Consider the following 14,670-nt stretch of genomic DNA (forward strand, 5'->3'; position numbering starts at 1 on the left):
CTCCTTATATATATCTTGGTTTATATTTTATTGTTATATCTACACTACTTTTATCTACTGTTATAGTATTCACTCCTGGTTTCAAACTTGGAAAGCTCCACATTTCTGTATCACCATACTTATTTGCTCCATCTACTATAACTGTTCCATCTTCTCCATTTATAATTATCTTCTTACTAGCTGTTATATTTTTTATCTTAATAAAATCTTCATCTAGCCCTGTAATAGTTAAATCCACTAAAGCAATACTAGGAGTAATTTCAACTATGGCAGGAGTTACTTGATTTCCTGCTACATTAATAGTTTTAGATGTTACTCTATTCATTGTTTCGATTTTCTCATTTGCAAATTCATACCCTAGGAAGGTTAACTTCTTCTTATACATATGTTTAGATACTGTTTTTTCAGTTGTATTTGCAGATAAAATGCATCTGTATTTATTAGCGTAGCTATCTAACGTTAGTACAACTTCTCTTGTTAATTTACTCATAAAATTGCTTATATTATTTAATATTAAATCTCTTGATTCACCTTTAAATGCTAACTCTAATTCTATTTTTTTAAATTTTTTCCTATTTTCTAAAAATATAGGGTTTAATGTACCAGTTGGCCATTCACTTACATTACTTAACTCTTGTGTATCAATATCTACTTTTAATAACTTAGCATTGAAGCTAGATATATTAATTGAATCTATTAACATTATCTCACCTGCCTTGAGTTTAGAACCAGTTTCCCATTTACTTTCTTATAGGTATACTGACTTATTTGTTCACTATCCATATAGTTATTTACGATAAAAACTTGTTCTTTATCTACATTAACTTCTTCTCTTACAATTCCTCTTATATTTTCGTACATACTATCAAGTGGAATAACAGCCTCTGCATTAGATCCTTTACCATTAAATTTATCTCCTACTCCTATCCCACCTGGCAAAACAGTTGGCTCTGTAAAAATTCCACCTTTGTAGTACCAATCAACACCTATTTTAGGCATACCTTGGTCTATCCATTTCAATGGATTTAATGTGCCATTGAGTGTGAAATGCGGTAATTTAAATACAGATTTAATACTGCTCCATATGTTTCCTATTGAATCTGCTGCTCGTCTAAATGGTGATACTATACTTTCTATTATTCCACTTATTTTATTAATAACCCATTCTATTGGCGACCATAGGATCATCTTTATGGCTCCCCATATCCCGCTTAATATTTGAATTATTCCAGTCCAGATTTGTGACCAGTTCCCACTAAAAATACCCCCAATAAAATTGATGATACCATCTAGAATAGGCTTTAATACACTAGTCCATAATATACCAACAAATCCAAAGGTCCATTTAACAACATTTAGAATCGAATCAAAAGTTGATGAAAATATCGGTAATAACACTGCCTGTAAAAATGAACCTATAGCCTGAAATAAAGGTTGTAATATGCTAATCCATAAATTATTTAATGTTTCACAAGCTCCAGCGAAAATATTAGCTACTATAGGAAATACATAACTAAATACTTCTGCCACCTTTTTAATTGCTTCAACAAAAAAATCCCACATAGGCTTCCCAAAACTTTCCCAGGTAGTAACTAATGCACTAATTGTAATACTAAATAAATTCTTTAATCCTTCAAAAATTGGCCCTAGATTTTCTATTACTGTTCTTATAACAGATTCTATACTTTTAAATATATTTATAGAAAAGTCCATAAGATCTATCAATGCATTTCCTATACTTGAATCTCTCCATTCAAAAGCAGCTTTAAATGCTTCAGCTATTCCTTCTCCATTCTTAACTCTTGCTATTATTTCATGAATTGCTGACATCACTTTTCCTATCTCCTCAAAAATAGGTAAACCTCCTATTGGGCCTGTTATTACTTCTAACATAGATTTAAAAGCTTGACCATAATCATCAAACTCTTCCATAGAGTTATTAAATGTGTCCCTCATTTCAAGAACTTTATCTATTATCCAACCGAATTTATCATTTACAGAATCTGCTATTGTAGTAATTCCTCTGACTACAAATGATACAAAAAGTTCTATTCCTCTAAAAGCACCACTTAAAACTGTCTGGATTATTGGCATATTAGATAAAATCCAATCAGCAAAACTCTGAATAAGGGGCATGACTTTAACTCCAATTTGAGTTCCTATCATACTAAATGATGATTTTACATCATCCAATGTATCTCCAAGAACTACGCCAGCATTAACAGCATCATCACCTAATACAAGTCCCAAGTCATGGGCACGGTTTTTTAAATCTTCAATACCTTGAGCTCCATTATTAAGCATAGGCATCATTTCAACTCCTGCTTTACCAAAGAGTTGAGTTGCAAGTCTAGCTTTCTCGGTACCATTTTCCATATTGGCTAAGGCCATTATAGCTTCATTCATCATACTTTCCTGATTTTTCAGCTTTCCATTTCCATCATTCCAGGATAACCCTAGTTTATCAAAAGCTTCACTAGCATTCTTACTTCCACCAGCTGCTGCATCCATTTGGCTAACTAATGTTTTTACTCCTACTTGAAGTTTTTCGACATCCATTCCATTTTGTCCTAATATATAATCCCACTCTTGAAATCCTTGTTTTGATATACCTATTTTATTACTAAGCTTATCAATTCTATCTGTAACTTCTGCTGATTTAGTTGCCATTCCAAATAAAGCAGCTCCACCAGCAGCAGCAGCTCCTGCAATTGCTGTTCCCCATTTAGCAACTGTACCTGCTCCCTTTAAAAACTTATTTCCTAACCCTTCCGCTTTTTCATCAGTTTTAGAGATGCTTTTGTTTGCTTCATCATTATTTACAAGTATAGAACCCATAAGCTTAAATATTTCTATTGCCAAAGTACTAACCTCCTTTCTATAAAGTTAGTTCTATAATGCCCTTTACTTTATCCTCAATTTGCTCTTTAGTTAGTTTCTCATCTACTTTAATAGCTGAAACTCTACTTTTGTTCTTATACTCTTCAAAGCCTATAAAAGTTTCTTTATCCATTAATCTATAGTCAACTAACCACTGTTCCCAAAGTCTATCTTCTGATTCCTTTTCATAAGCTTTAGATATTAACTCACAACCTTCCTCAAAATAAAGGTTCAAAATATATTCTATATTGCTATATCTCTTTAATAAAAGCTCCTCAGTTTCTACTTTATCAACTGTGAAGCTTTGGATAAAAAAAGTTTCCACTTATCTACATTAGCAACTTCCATAAGTTTTTCTAGTAAATCCAATGGATCCATAGTTTCAACTTCTTCTGCTTTAATTTCTAGTGGCCCTGATAAGAATTCATATATTTTCTTTTCAGAACTTTCATCTGTACACTTACCTAGTATAGTAAAAAACACTTCATATCCAACTGAATTAATATCAGAATTTTTATCAACTTTACTTGCTATATTCTTTAGCTCTTCTTTTAAATTTAATGACATTATTAATCTAGACATAATAAATATGTCTTTTGTTTGTAAATTTCTCATTTAAATACCTCCACATATAAAATTAAGAGAGCATAAAACTCTCTTAATTTGTTTCAATTATATAAGTTTCTGTTAATGTTAAACTGTCTGGAACTCCACTCTTAAATGCCTTTGCCTTTAATATTGTATTTTTATCTACTGTTATCGCTGTAGAATAAGTAGTATCTTTTGAGGTTGGTTCAAAACCATTAGTAGTGTACTTTATAGTTGCTTCCTCTGTTGATGTTGAAAGAGTTATACTCTTACTTTCTGTATAAGTTCCACCTTTTACATTAGCTACTGGAGTAGCAACATTTTTCTTCTTAGGATAGTATATTCTGTATGGTGGTGAATCTAAGTCATCTTCTGTGTAATGTCCATATACAGTTATTCCAAGTACTGCTTCTTTTTTATCTTCTGTTTTTATATTTAATCCATCTGTACTAAGAGCATTAAATATTTGTATTATTACTGGAGTATCTGATCCTGTTATAGTTCCGATATATGTTAAATTATCAAGGTAGTCCTCATCTTTTATTTCACTTCTACCTGATATAATTTCATATTCTCCATTACTAGAAATATCTATATCTGCTGCTCCAAGTGCAAGTTTTATAGTTTCTGGAGTTGTTTCTAATAAACTCATTGATTGACTTACTTCCCAGCTATCTATTAACTCTAAACCTTTAGCCTTACCAGCAACTCCATCTGCTTCTATTTGCCTAACTGTTGCTACTGCTTTAAACTCTCCACCACCTTGAGTTGCACCTATTAACTTTCCTGCTTCTTTAGCACTTTCATAGGTATCTACACCTACATTAAAGTTCTTAAAAAAAGCTCCTGCACCAGTTAGTAAATTTTCTTTTGTTTGCTTACTAAACCCACTTTTAACTTTTCCCATAATTTACTCCTTTCCGTAATATCTAATTTCATAGCTTAAATTAATTCTTTGAATTCTCTTATCTTCGTCATCTATCCATTTTCTATCTTCATTGTAATATAAAATTATGCTATGATTTTCATTTGTTAATTTATATCCTTCTAAAGTCTTTTGAATATTATCTGCAATAGTTTCTATGGTTATAGTGCTATCTTTTACATCAATATTCCATATATCAAGCTCTAATACTTTTGCTCCATATATATCACTAATTGAATAAGTTAAATATGGATAAAGAGCTTTATCACTTGCTCTTCTATAAAATACTCTTTCATGTACTTCAGATAAAATTTTCTTTATATCTTTTCTTAACTCTAAGGTATTACTAACCATCTGCACCACCTTCGTATTCCTCTTCTTCAATCATTGATAATGCACTAGCTTCATCTTCTAATGCACTAAGATACTTTGATTCAATTACAACTATTTCTGGAATACTTTCACTTACCGTCTTTTGTAATAATCCATATTTTTTTGATTTGCTACTGCCTAGCTCCTGGAATCCCCCATAAAAGGCATTGGGCTTAATTCCAACTTGTAAATCACATTCTTTTCTTCTAACCCAATACTGAGTATATCTACCTACATTACCTTTTTTTCTTCTAAACATCCCATAGTAACCATTTCTAAACTTATTACAAATAAACTTACCAACATCCCTTAAAGCTGCTCTACTTAGTTCAGCTATAGTATATTGAACTCTATCTACAGAAGAAATATATTCAATATTACCTTTCTTAATCTTTATTACTGATTTAGGAACTGACATTATTAACAACTCCTATACAAACCAACTCAGTAAATCCATCTAACCTATCAAAACTTCTTAGTAGCTTATAATTTTTCTCACCATGCTTTATATTTTTTTCACCCTTATATTCAAAACTTCTTACTATAAAAGTAATTTCAGGCTTTAGTCCATTAGCTTGAGCTTGATAGAACTCAGTTTGTTTTATTGATTCAATATCAGCTAGCACTTTTCTTTGTATTGGATTATTCTTTATATCTCCATTATCATCCGAAGTACAATTTTGATTTTCAACTAAATAAATTGGATTAATAAATTGCATACAATCACCTCCTGCATATTTGCATTGCAAGCATATTAAAAGCTGGAGAAAATTTAGTCTCTCCAGCCTTATTATTTAATAGATCATTAACTCCTATTGCAATGCATGATAGAGTTTCACCAGATATATTATTTATATCTATCTTTGCCCCACCATTTTCAAGATAACCTTTTACTGCATTAATCTTTAAAGTTATATTTTTATCGATTAATTCATCATTAATAGTTATACCTAATTCAACTTTTACATTCTCAAGAAGTTTCTCCATTACTCACCTATACTGTTGCTTTCTTCTTTAAATAAATTAATCCCTTTGCTCCTACAAGCTTTGAATCTGATTCGCCAATAGCCATTTGACCATCAGCTATCATTAAAGCTTTATGAATCCACTTATTCTTATCTTCATTAAAGTATTTCTTGTAGTACATTGCTAAGTTAGAATTTAAAATATAATCCTCTAAATTAACTAAAGCTCCAAAAATAGCTCCTGCTTCTGCATTATCAAATCCAGGGAATTTATCAGTAGTTAAAACTTCTCTCCCATTAAGAATTTTTTGACCTTTTTCATTAATCTTTCCTAAACCTATTTTTTGACCGTTTGTATCAGTCATTCCATTTAAGTGCATTTCCCAAGTTTGCTTATTCATTAGATATATTTCACTATCCTCATAAGCTTCAGGGATAGCAGCTTCTGCTCTAGCCCAGCCCTTAACTGTACCAATTTCTTTATCTGTAAATTCAATTATTTGCTCTGCTGGTAAAGTATATTTTGTTAACCCCTTAGGTTGACCTGAACCTGTACCTGCAATAACCGCAGTTTCAATAGCTTTTATCATAGCTTTCTTAAGTTGCTTAATAACAGTTGATTCAAACATACCAAGCGTTACTGTTGATGTTAATAATCCTATTGCTACCTTAGCTTCTAGTACATGATAACTAAATGAAACACTTGCTTTCATTTCTGCTTTTTGTTCATCTGATACTTCTTCTTCTGATGCTAACCATGTAGCTGTTGGATTAATATCCGCTATCGGAATTTTAACCCCACCTTGGAATGAAGTTTGAGTAATTCTATTAATTATTTTACCTTCAACTGTTAGATCTTCTATAACTTTATTCATAATAGTTGTTGGAATTACTGCTGCTGCATCACCTACTACAGTAAGAGCATCTGCCCTTTCTTCAGCATTTTTATATTCTTCTGGAATTGGAGTACCATTAACAACATAATTCCTAAATGCAGTTCTATAAGCTAAAGAACCATAGATATCTTCATCTACACCTTCAGCAGCTCTATTGCTCATACCTCTACCATACGTTCCTAATGGATTAAGGTTTCTTTGTTCTGGTTCATTACTTAAGCTTCTAGCTGCTGGGTCCCCTGCCGCTCCTGCATCTCTTAAAGTGATTTGCTCCTCTAAACTTTTAATGTCTATCTCAGCTTTTCTGATATCTAGTTCAATTTTATCTACTTCCTCCATAGTTGCTGCTGTTTTAATACTTTCATATAAAGCAGCTCTCTTTTCTCTTGCTTGTTGTAATAATTGTTCTAAATTCATTGTACATTCTCCTCTTCATTAATTATTTTTATACTTGTATCTTAGTTCTAACTTCCTTTTTCTCAAGTCTAAGCTCTCCAGCTGTTTCAAGTTACTCTCCAGCAATTCAAAACTTCTTGCAAATACAGAAGTTGTATCATAAAACGGGGTATCCACCACGCTGACATCATATAATTTTTTGATATTTGTAACTGTTCTAAGTGTTTCCTCATCTCCATAGGTCCAAGTATCTCCTCCTGAAGAAACAGTAAATGCAAAAGACATCTTATCAATCAATTCTTCTTGGATAGATTTATAGATGTCTCGGTTACTTTGAGTATCAATTAACTCTGCTATTATTTTTAATCCTTTCTCATCTTTTATAAGCTGCAAACTATTATTTCTAGTTCTAGCCATAATACACCAGGTATCATTATGGTTATATCTAAGTGGAACATCTGACATATCAGTAAAATCTAAAGCTCCACGTTTTATTATCTCTGTAAATTTTCTTGCACCGTAAATATGAGTTGCTGGTTGATCATATGTTATTGCATAACCTTCAATTATCATTTTTCCTTCTTCATTATCTACAGCTCTCATCTCTATTAGTCTTTGTTCACCTTTAAATTTACTCATTCTTATCCTCCCTTCCTTTAGTTACTGACTTCTGTAATTGATATTGGTCAGCTATATCCCTATTTATATAATTAAGAGACATTCTTCTTATATTTCCACCTTCAAATGGTGGATATCCAAAGGCTCCTAGTACTTGATTATCTGTTAAAGTACCTATCCTAGTTAATATATCAACTGCATTTATTTTATTACTTGTATTCATATACATTAACCCTTGTTGGTAGTAAATAATTTCATGACCTATTTCTAATTCCCTTTGAGTAAATAAAGTCTTAGTAAATGCTCTTCCTAAACTCATAACCATAGGCTCTAGTTTCTTTTCATAATATGCTTGATATTGTTCTTCAGTAAAATCCCCATTAAATATAGCTCTTGATACTCCATAATGTGCTAAGATTCTATTATCTATAAATTCCATTGTGTCTTTATCTATAAACTTAGGATCTATAGTAATTGGAATATAGTCACCTTTATTATCAATAGGTAAAATACCACTCTTAGTATTTTTCATCTTTTCTTCAAATTTTGCTCTTTCCTCTTCCTGTTTCTCATCATCAAGCAATGTGTTTATTTTAATAATTCCTCTAACTGCAAAACTTGCTTTAACTCCAGTTTCGATACCTTGTAATATTGTATCATTTGCATTTAACAACTTTAAAAGGCCCTTATTATTAGGGTTTCCTGTTTCATCCCCACCCATAAAATCATTTAGACTATAATCTTTCCTCCAATGAATTACATCTTCATAAGGTAATATATAAGGCTCACCATCTGCAAAATAAAATCTTATAAAAAGCTTTCCTGTGGTATCTTCTAAGAACTCTACTAAGCTTGGATTTAACGGCCATAATCCAGTATAATATCTTTTATATTTGTTATCACCTAACATGATCTTATCGTAAGTTGGGTATATAAAAGCATTTTTATTGTATTCATATTGGAAGACAATTTTTGATATAAAGTCACTTGTAGTCATTAATGGATTAGGTCCATATTTTAATAACCTATTTAACTCATCATTAATTACTGTTTGCATTTCATCTTCTGGATTTATCTTAATATGTTTAGGACATAATTTACTCATATCATTACAAATAATTGATATTGCATTTTGAACAATATCACTAGCATATATATCATTTCCAAATTGATTAAATACTGGAGTATATCCATTCATCATTTTTGCATACTTCATATTGATATTTTTTTGCTTAGCTTTGTTTATAAGATTAAAAAATCCTATCTTAATCACCTCCCTACTATATCCATATAATCTTTTTTATATCTATTTAATGTCTCATAAGCAATTAGTAATGTAACAGCTCCATCAATCCAATTATCAGGTTTACCTTGTACTTTTACTGGTGCTCTTTGCATACCACTGCTTTTCCATTTAGCAGATACATTGCTTAAGCACATTTTATCAACTGGATTTTGATTATAATTTAAAAGCTTATCCTTCAAATCTGCTTCTACTGAACTCATTGCTGCAGATAATTCAAAAGCTTGGCCTATTTTTTCAACATCAAACCCATAGTCCTCCATTCCCTTTTTAAATGCTTTAGCTTGCCATTTATCATATCCAGTCATATAAACCTTAATCCTATATTTTTTATATAGCATTACAAACCATTCAACTACATCTGATTGTTCAACCTCATTACCAGAACATACAAATATGTATCCACCCTTAATCCACTTTTTAAACTTTTCTTTCATTTCTCCTTCTTCCATATCCCTTAATTTAGATTCAGGAATAAAATATTTTGAGAATGTTGTTTTAGATTTAGTTTTAGGATCATAAAATATAATTCTAGCATTAGTTAAATCATTAGTTTCAGATAAATCAGCTGCTCCTATTGCAATTTTATTTTTAAAATCTTCAATATTAGCTTCTAAAGTATTCTCAATATCTTTATTACTTAACCACGCTTGAGCGTTATTCTGTTTAACATTAAAGTCTTTTGCTAAAACAAATGCCTTAGTACTTGAGCTATCTCTTGCTTCTTCAATCATTCTTCTAAGAAATGACCACTTTTTAATTTTTCCTATACCAGGATTACTTTTAGCCCATGTGGTTTCATCTTCCCATACTTCCTCTTCTGAATCTTGAGTATATAACCAAATAAGCCATCTTTCATTTTGCTTCTCACCATTTAAAACCTTCCTAGCCTCAATTAATCTTTTATCTAGATATCCATCTTGAGTAAATCCTTCTGTAGTTAATTCAAAATAAAGTGGTTCATCCTGAGTTGACAGAGCTTGTCTTATAGGCATAACTAAGCTATCATCTTCCATTTCAAAAACTTCATCAACTGCACCAACACCAATATTTCTTCCTTCTTTTGCTCCTGATTTAGCTGATAGTTTTCTTATACTACCTTTATTTTGATAACTAAACTTACCTTTTTTCTTTTTAGTTCTAGGGTTTCCAAAATAAATACCTTTAAGATTTTTTCTAGTAACCTTTTCTAATGTCTTACTTTCTTCCCTCATGGAATTTATAGCTTGAAACATTAAATCGGCTTGCTCAAAGTCATTAGAAGCACATAATATTTTCTTACCCATTTCACCACAAAACCACTCTGATAAACATATAGCTCCTATTAGTGGAGTTTTACCATTCTTTCTTCCTACTAAAAAAAGTATATCCTGATACTTACGGACATACCTTCCAACTTCTTCATCATACATTTTTATAGCAAAGATTGCTTCTATAAAAGCTTTTTGAAATACCTCTAGTATAAATGGCTTACCTGCATAAGGTGCTTCAAAGTGTTTGCATTCATTTTCTATGAATTTTATATGCTTTTCAGAATCATCTAAATCAATTTCTATATTCATTATGTTTTGATAAATAGGATCTGTTAATTCCTTCTTTAACTTTTCTAGTTGAATATATAACTCTTCTCCAACTATCTCTTCACCTTTATCAATCAAATCAATATATTTTAGTATCCAACTATCTCTTAAAATATTATTATTCATAATCGCCTAAATCATCATCTTCATCTGTTATATTTTTACCAAGTAAATTAGATAACTTAGAAATATAATTTAAATAATTAGCTCTAGTCTTAACTATTAATTTAGAAACTGGTAACTCTTTTTGTAATGTTGAATTTTGGGGATGAACTTTTATTAAGCCACTTGATATTACTATTTCATGTAGATCATTTAATTCAACTCTTAATCTAGCACATTCCCAAAGGGCTCCATCTATTAAATTAAGTTGCTGCTCATCTACTCCATCAAATAAGGATTTAATTCTCTCGTATTCTTTCTTAACATCCATCAACCTCACCAACTTTCTAATTTTCTCTCAAAACCTTTCAAAAAAAAGTCAAAATTTCAGTGTGTACACAAATTACCTATCACCTCCAACGGTCCTAGGGAAACTATTGAATTATTTATATGGGGGTATAATTATTTATCCATAATTATTTTCTAAACTCATCAAACCATTTATCAATATAATTAATCCATTCTTCTTTATGCTCACTTCTATAATCATTACAGTTGTTAAGTCTTTTAATACAAGTATCTCTATCTACATCCATTAATATCAACTCTGCTCTTGTTTCTTTTGCTAGTCTTTCCCTTTCAACTTTCCTCGGATATCCACCAATAATCCATGCAGTTCTAAATCCACCATACCTAGTTTTAATATTTTCTACTATAGAGTTTCTTATAGCAAAGATATTATAAAGTAATTCGTCTGGCTTATCATATTTAGGTAATAAGGTAACAGCTTGATATAAGCTATCCATATCTATAACTAAATCCCCTCTTTCCATATGTTCAATAACATAAGAAGTTTTTCCACTCATTGGTGGACCATAGACTAAATAAACAGCCTTCTCTTTTCTTTTATGCCCTCCACCACTCCATCTCTTATGATGTCTATTGTGACAACCTTGGCATAACACTTCTACATTATCAGGGTTAAGGCTTATCATCTTATCTTTATAATTATCTTCTGTAAGTTCAATAATATGATGTAACTGAATATGTTTTGAAACAACTATTCTTCTATCACATCTTTCACAATGTATCCCATCATGTTTACTACGTTGAAGTAATATAATCTGTCTAAAGTTAATCCATTCATCAGATGAATAAAACCTTTTAAGTACTCCACTACTCATTACCACTCTCCCTGCTCTGCTTGTTTCTTTCTTAATTCTAGTAATGCCTTATCCATTTCTACCTTTGAAGGATTCTCTTTCCATCTACCTTTCTCTTTATTAATCAACCAGAACTTTATAGCTTGAACATCTGCTGGTACTTCCTTTTCAGTTTCTACTACAACGATGTTTTCTTTCATACACTTATTGCCTTTATCATCATAGTAAGTATCTTTAACTTTACAAGGAACTGTTTCTTTAACAACGTATCCAGTAGCCTTTTTATATAATGCATTTTCAACCTTAAAACTGGCTCTACTTTTGCCCCTTTTCAGACTGTTTACAATGTCCAAATTGCTCTTTTTATAGTTCTCAAGACTTGATCTGCTTATCCCTAAATTATAAGAAATTTGGCTTTCTGATAATCCCATAGATGCCCATGTTTCAATGTCTTCCAGTCTTTTTAAAACTTCATTCAATTTGCTTTTTGCCATGTAAAAACACCCCCTAACATTTTGGACAATTGACTTTTTTAAATAGCAATTTTTTAAGATATTTCCCAAATTTGAATATATGATTTTTTAATATAAATTTTTATAAATTTTATCAATTTCATTAAAACCATTGTAAAACTAGTAATATCAAGGCTTTAAAGATATTTTGATTTTTCTTTTAAATAGGTAATAACAGTATAGATTACTCATTCCATTTTTAGCATACATATATTAGTAATAATTTTTCAAATAAGCTCCTAATTTACCTAGTGTATTTTTTAGCCTATTAATGCTTTTAAAAAAAATTAAAGCCTATCATCAGCAATAGATGCAGCTCCTTCTTTAACTTCATCATTTAAGCCTAGATAAACCTTCGTTGTTTCTATACTTTTATGTCCTAATGCTATTCTTACATACTCTAAATTCCTAGTTGATTCCCAAAGTCTAGTTGCATAAGTCTTTCTTAGACTATGCCCACTAATATTTTTTAGATTTAATTCCTTTCCTACTTCTGAAAGTATATTGCTATATGCTTTTGGAGATATATGCTCACCTTTTTTATTACTTTCAAATGCATATGAACTTTTAGATTTCCCTTTGCAATAATCTTTAAGTAACTTTCTAAGATTAGCTTTTATAGGTGATTCTCTTTTCTTAGGTGGTCTCCTACTTGAATTAGGATGTTCCTTTATATATTTTTGCCATGCTTTATATTGCTTTTGTTCTTGAATAGAAAACTTATCCTCAACTAAAGCTTCAAGTATTTCTCCAATAGTTAATCCACATATATCACCTAGTCTATATCCAGTAGCAACACCTAAATAAAAAAGCATTATATTTCTTTTAGCATACTTTATACTTTTTTCTTCTAGCTTATATTTAAACTGTTCATATTTTCTTTCAGGAATAGGATTAGCAGGAACCTTTTCTCCTCGAATTATTTCATCCATTACCTCACCTGCCTAATTGCCCCACTAGAACTTCGTTTATAAGCACTATGACTCATAAGTTCTTTAATGTCTTTTTCAGTAAGCTTTTCTTCTTTTTTGGAATGTAGCTTACTGTATGTTCCTGGTTGCTTTTCTTTTAATATATCCTTTATCCTCATACTCTCACCCCTTTTTTGAACATAATAAAAGGACTAGTAATTTATTAACTACTAATCCTTTAAACTTCATAAAAAAGCACAAACTCTCTCGCCTGTGCTTCTTATTTCTGAATCTATACACTTTTCTCACTATACCATAATCTTAGCAATTAGTTTTTCATATGTCTATAATATTTTCCTTGTATTTTCCTGACTTTTTCACTATTTTATCCTACTTAAATATAGCTTAGCTATTTACCTGGTCTTAGTGGTCTTTCATAAGTTGGTATGTTGCAATTTATTATCTTATATTTGTTTATTTCTTTTTTAGAAGATAGAAGGTACCCTATTATTCATATTGGAAGCTCCACCTTATCCCCTCCTGAGCTATACTTCTAATTATTATTTAAGCCTTATGAGTTTATTCCATATAAGTTCATTATTTTTCTTTTTAAGCTGCATCATATCAATAAATCTATGGTAATCAATAAGTTCAAATTCTTCAACCAAATTAAGCTGTTTAGCTTTATCAGCTTCTTTTATAGCCATATTAGAGAAATGATCTGCAGTAGTAACAAATATACAAGACTTTGATTGATGAAGTAATGTTGTACCTAAAAGTTCTCTAATTGAAGAGACTGGTTCAGCCATCTCCTTTTTAGTTCTCCTTTTAACTTGAATTATAGTAGGTTTATCATCATTTATTAAAATTAAATCTTTCCCTCCATCATGGGATTTGCCAACTAATTCGACATCACAACTGTAGCATTCTCTAAATATTGATTGGGTTAACTCCTCCATTTTTTTATGATGAATACCATAAATTTTTTCAGGATTTTTCTTAATATATTCACTTAAAGCCTTTATAGGTACCACTTTACTATTATCATCATATTTTCTTAATATTGATGTATTTATCTTTATCTCTGAAAACCTTACACCCTCAAGCATTGCATCACTACTATTTTGATATACATGCTCCCACCAACCACATATAGGGCATTGAATGACTGTTTCCCATTCTTCAAAACTTCCTTCAAATATGTTAGGATGTCTCAAGCTCTTTCTGAATACATCATTCTTAATTTTAATCTTACAAAATGGACATACTCCTTTTTCAGCATAGAATACATCTACATTATTTTCTTGATGTTTAAAATTCACTACTCCTTGAGAGCCTTTTCTAAAGATATATTCACTATAATCAAGTATCATTTTTTATCCCCTTAAAAATAAATTTATTACCATTAATATAACTAAAATTTATAAATCTTTTATTAATAAAAACACACATTACATTT

At 30.5% G+C, this 14,670-nt stretch carries 19 protein-coding genes; all 19 read right to left on the reverse strand.

Translation table 11 applies throughout. The annotated features are described in order from the left end of the window. Positions 1 to 4 precede the first annotated feature (4 nt). The 19 genes from CSBG_RS11055 to CSBG_RS11140 all read right to left on the reverse strand — a co-directional run bounded on the left by CSBG_RS11055 (position 5) and on the right by CSBG_RS11140 (position 14,584). Positions 5 to 703 (reverse strand): phage tail domain-containing protein, encoded by a 699-nt coding sequence (locus tag CSBG_RS11055; RefSeq protein ID WP_008679534.1) that lies wholly within the window; start codon positions 701 to 703, stop codon positions 5 to 7. Beyond that, positions 703 to 2,862: a hypothetical protein gene (locus tag CSBG_RS11060; protein WP_008679537.1), complete on the reverse strand. Its 2,160-nt coding sequence runs from the start codon at positions 2,860 to 2,862 to the stop codon at positions 703 to 705. Before CSBG_RS11060 ends, CSBG_RS11055 begins: the two co-directional genes overlap by 1 nt. 16 nt (positions 2,863 to 2,878) lie before the next feature. Beyond that, complete coding sequence (locus CSBG_RS11065; RefSeq protein ID WP_008679539.1) at positions 2,879 to 3,205, reverse strand: hypothetical protein; 327 nt, start codon at positions 3,203 to 3,205, stop codon at positions 2,879 to 2,881. After that, the gene (locus CSBG_RS11070; protein WP_008679541.1) at positions 3,163 to 3,495 is read right to left on the reverse strand and encodes a hypothetical protein; all 333 of its coding nucleotides are present in this window, start codon (positions 3,493 to 3,495) and stop codon (positions 3,163 to 3,165) included. Before CSBG_RS11070 ends, CSBG_RS11065 begins: the two co-directional genes overlap by 43 nt. A 43-nt stretch (positions 3,496 to 3,538) precedes the next feature. Further along, positions 3,539 to 4,375, reverse strand: coding sequence for a chitobiase/beta-hexosaminidase C-terminal domain-containing protein (locus tag CSBG_RS11075; protein ID WP_008679543.1), 837 nt, complete (start codon positions 4,373 to 4,375; stop codon positions 3,539 to 3,541). 3 nt (positions 4,376 to 4,378) lie between these two features. Then, entirely contained in the window at positions 4,379 to 4,747 is a 369-nt protein-coding gene (locus tag CSBG_RS11080) for a hypothetical protein (protein WP_008679547.1), read from the reverse strand. Then, positions 4,740 to 5,183, reverse strand: a complete 444-nt coding sequence (locus CSBG_RS11085) for a hypothetical protein (RefSeq protein WP_008679549.1) — start codon at positions 5,181 to 5,183, stop codon at positions 4,740 to 4,742. The genes CSBG_RS11080 and CSBG_RS11085 overlap by 8 nt, the downstream gene beginning before the upstream one ends. Then, a complete protein-coding gene (locus CSBG_RS11090) occupies positions 5,170 to 5,484 on the reverse strand; it encodes a head-tail adaptor protein (RefSeq protein ID WP_008679551.1) in 315 nt (104 codons plus the stop codon). The genes CSBG_RS11085 and CSBG_RS11090 overlap by 14 nt, the downstream gene beginning before the upstream one ends. A 4-nt stretch (positions 5,485 to 5,488) precedes the next feature. Then, positions 5,489 to 5,752 carry a hypothetical protein gene (locus CSBG_RS11095; RefSeq protein WP_008679553.1) on the reverse strand — a complete coding sequence of 88 codons (264 nt, stop codon included), beginning with the start codon at positions 5,750 to 5,752 and terminating at the stop codon, positions 5,489 to 5,491. A 7-nt stretch (positions 5,753 to 5,759) separates the two neighbouring features. Beyond that, the gene (locus CSBG_RS11100; RefSeq protein ID WP_008679555.1) at positions 5,760 to 7,043 is read right to left on the reverse strand and encodes a phage major capsid protein; all 1,284 of its coding nucleotides are present in this window, start codon (positions 7,041 to 7,043) and stop codon (positions 5,760 to 5,762) included. An 18-nt stretch (positions 7,044 to 7,061) separates the two neighbouring features. Beyond that, a complete protein-coding gene (locus CSBG_RS11105) occupies positions 7,062 to 7,661 on the reverse strand; it encodes an HK97 family phage prohead protease (RefSeq protein ID WP_008679556.1) in 600 nt (199 codons plus the stop codon). Next, complete coding sequence (locus CSBG_RS11110) at positions 7,654 to 8,856, reverse strand: phage portal protein (protein ID WP_051005320.1); 1,203 nt, start codon at positions 8,854 to 8,856, stop codon at positions 7,654 to 7,656. The genes CSBG_RS11105 and CSBG_RS11110 overlap by 8 nt, the downstream gene beginning before the upstream one ends. Positions 8,857 to 8,909: 53 nt before the next feature. Then, positions 8,910 to 10,649: a terminase TerL endonuclease subunit gene (locus CSBG_RS11115; protein ID WP_008679558.1), complete on the reverse strand. Its 1,740-nt coding sequence runs from the start codon at positions 10,647 to 10,649 to the stop codon at positions 8,910 to 8,912. Beyond that, complete coding sequence (locus CSBG_RS11120) at positions 10,642 to 10,956, reverse strand: hypothetical protein (protein ID WP_008679559.1); 315 nt, start codon at positions 10,954 to 10,956, stop codon at positions 10,642 to 10,644. The genes CSBG_RS11115 and CSBG_RS11120 overlap by 8 nt, the downstream gene beginning before the upstream one ends. A gap of 145 nt (positions 10,957 to 11,101) precedes the next feature. Next, positions 11,102 to 11,809, reverse strand: coding sequence for an HNH endonuclease (locus CSBG_RS11125; RefSeq protein ID WP_008679560.1), 708 nt, complete (start codon positions 11,807 to 11,809; stop codon positions 11,102 to 11,104). Next, positions 11,809 to 12,282: a hypothetical protein gene (locus CSBG_RS11130; RefSeq protein WP_008679561.1), complete on the reverse strand. Its 474-nt coding sequence runs from the start codon at positions 12,280 to 12,282 to the stop codon at positions 11,809 to 11,811. Before CSBG_RS11130 ends, CSBG_RS11125 begins: the two co-directional genes overlap by 1 nt. A gap of 305 nt (positions 12,283 to 12,587) precedes the next feature. Next, the gene (locus CSBG_RS11135; protein WP_008679562.1) at positions 12,588 to 13,232 is read right to left on the reverse strand and encodes a tyrosine-type recombinase/integrase; all 645 of its coding nucleotides are present in this window, start codon (positions 13,230 to 13,232) and stop codon (positions 12,588 to 12,590) included. Next, positions 13,232 to 13,390: a hypothetical protein gene (locus CSBG_RS18580; protein ID WP_008679563.1), complete on the reverse strand. Its 159-nt coding sequence runs from the start codon at positions 13,388 to 13,390 to the stop codon at positions 13,232 to 13,234. The genes CSBG_RS11135 and CSBG_RS18580 overlap by 1 nt, the downstream gene beginning before the upstream one ends. A gap of 381 nt (positions 13,391 to 13,771) precedes the next feature. Then, positions 13,772 to 14,584, reverse strand: coding sequence for a restriction endonuclease (locus CSBG_RS11140; RefSeq protein ID WP_008679565.1), 813 nt, complete (start codon positions 14,582 to 14,584; stop codon positions 13,772 to 13,774). Between the last annotated feature and the right edge of the window lie 86 nt (positions 14,585 to 14,670).

The sequence above is a fragment of the Clostridium sp. 7_2_43FAA genome (assembly GCF_000158375.2).
Lineage (GTDB): Bacteria > Bacillota > Clostridia > Clostridiales > Clostridiaceae > Clostridium > Clostridium tertium.

Coding starts and splice junctions, on each gene's coding strand:
- CSBG_RS11075 (WP_008679543.1), bottom strand. CDS start 4,375: ATGGGAAAAGTTAAAAGTGGGTTTAGTAAGCAAACAAAAGAAAATTTA.
- CSBG_RS11100 (WP_008679555.1), bottom strand. CDS start 7,043: ATGAATTTAGAACAATTATTACAACAAGCAAGAGAAAAGAGAGCTGCT.
- CSBG_RS11110 (WP_051005320.1), bottom strand. CDS start 8,856: ATGAAGTATGCAAAAATGATGAATGGATATACTCCAGTATTTAATCAA.
- CSBG_RS11085 (WP_008679549.1), bottom strand. CDS start 5,183: ATGTCAGTTCCTAAATCAGTAATAAAGATTAAGAAAGGTAATATTGAA.
- CSBG_RS11130 (WP_008679561.1), bottom strand. CDS start 12,282: ATGGCAAAAAGCAAATTGAATGAAGTTTTAAAAAGACTGGAAGACATT.
- CSBG_RS11055 (WP_008679534.1), bottom strand. CDS start 703: ATGTTAATAGATTCAATTAATATATCTAGCTTCAATGCTAAGTTATTA.
- CSBG_RS11120 (WP_008679559.1), bottom strand. CDS start 10,956: ATGGATGTTAAGAAAGAATACGAGAGAATTAAATCCTTATTTGATGGA.
- CSBG_RS11070 (WP_008679541.1), bottom strand. CDS start 3,495: ATGAGAAATTTACAAACAAAAGACATATTTATTATGTCTAGATTAATA.
- CSBG_RS11125 (WP_008679560.1), bottom strand. CDS start 11,809: ATGAGTAGTGGAGTACTTAAAAGGTTTTATTCATCTGATGAATGGATT.
- CSBG_RS18580 (WP_008679563.1), bottom strand. CDS start 13,390: ATGAGGATAAAGGATATATTAAAAGAAAAGCAACCAGGAACATACAGT.
- CSBG_RS11080 (WP_008679547.1), bottom strand. CDS start 4,747: ATGGTTAGTAATACCTTAGAGTTAAGAAAAGATATAAAGAAAATTTTA.
- CSBG_RS11115 (WP_008679558.1), bottom strand. CDS start 10,649: ATGAATAATAATATTTTAAGAGATAGTTGGATACTAAAATATATTGAT.
- CSBG_RS11140 (WP_008679565.1), bottom strand. CDS start 14,584: ATGATACTTGATTATAGTGAATATATCTTTAGAAAAGGCTCTCAAGGA.
- CSBG_RS11135 (WP_008679562.1), bottom strand. CDS start 13,232: ATGGATGAAATAATTCGAGGAGAAAAGGTTCCTGCTAATCCTATTCCT.
- CSBG_RS11090 (WP_008679551.1), bottom strand. CDS start 5,484: ATGCAATTTATTAATCCAATTTATTTAGTTGAAAATCAAAATTGTACT.
- CSBG_RS11095 (WP_008679553.1), bottom strand. CDS start 5,752: ATGGAGAAACTTCTTGAGAATGTAAAAGTTGAATTAGGTATAACTATT.
- CSBG_RS11105 (WP_008679556.1), bottom strand. CDS start 7,661: ATGAGTAAATTTAAAGGTGAACAAAGACTAATAGAGATGAGAGCTGTA.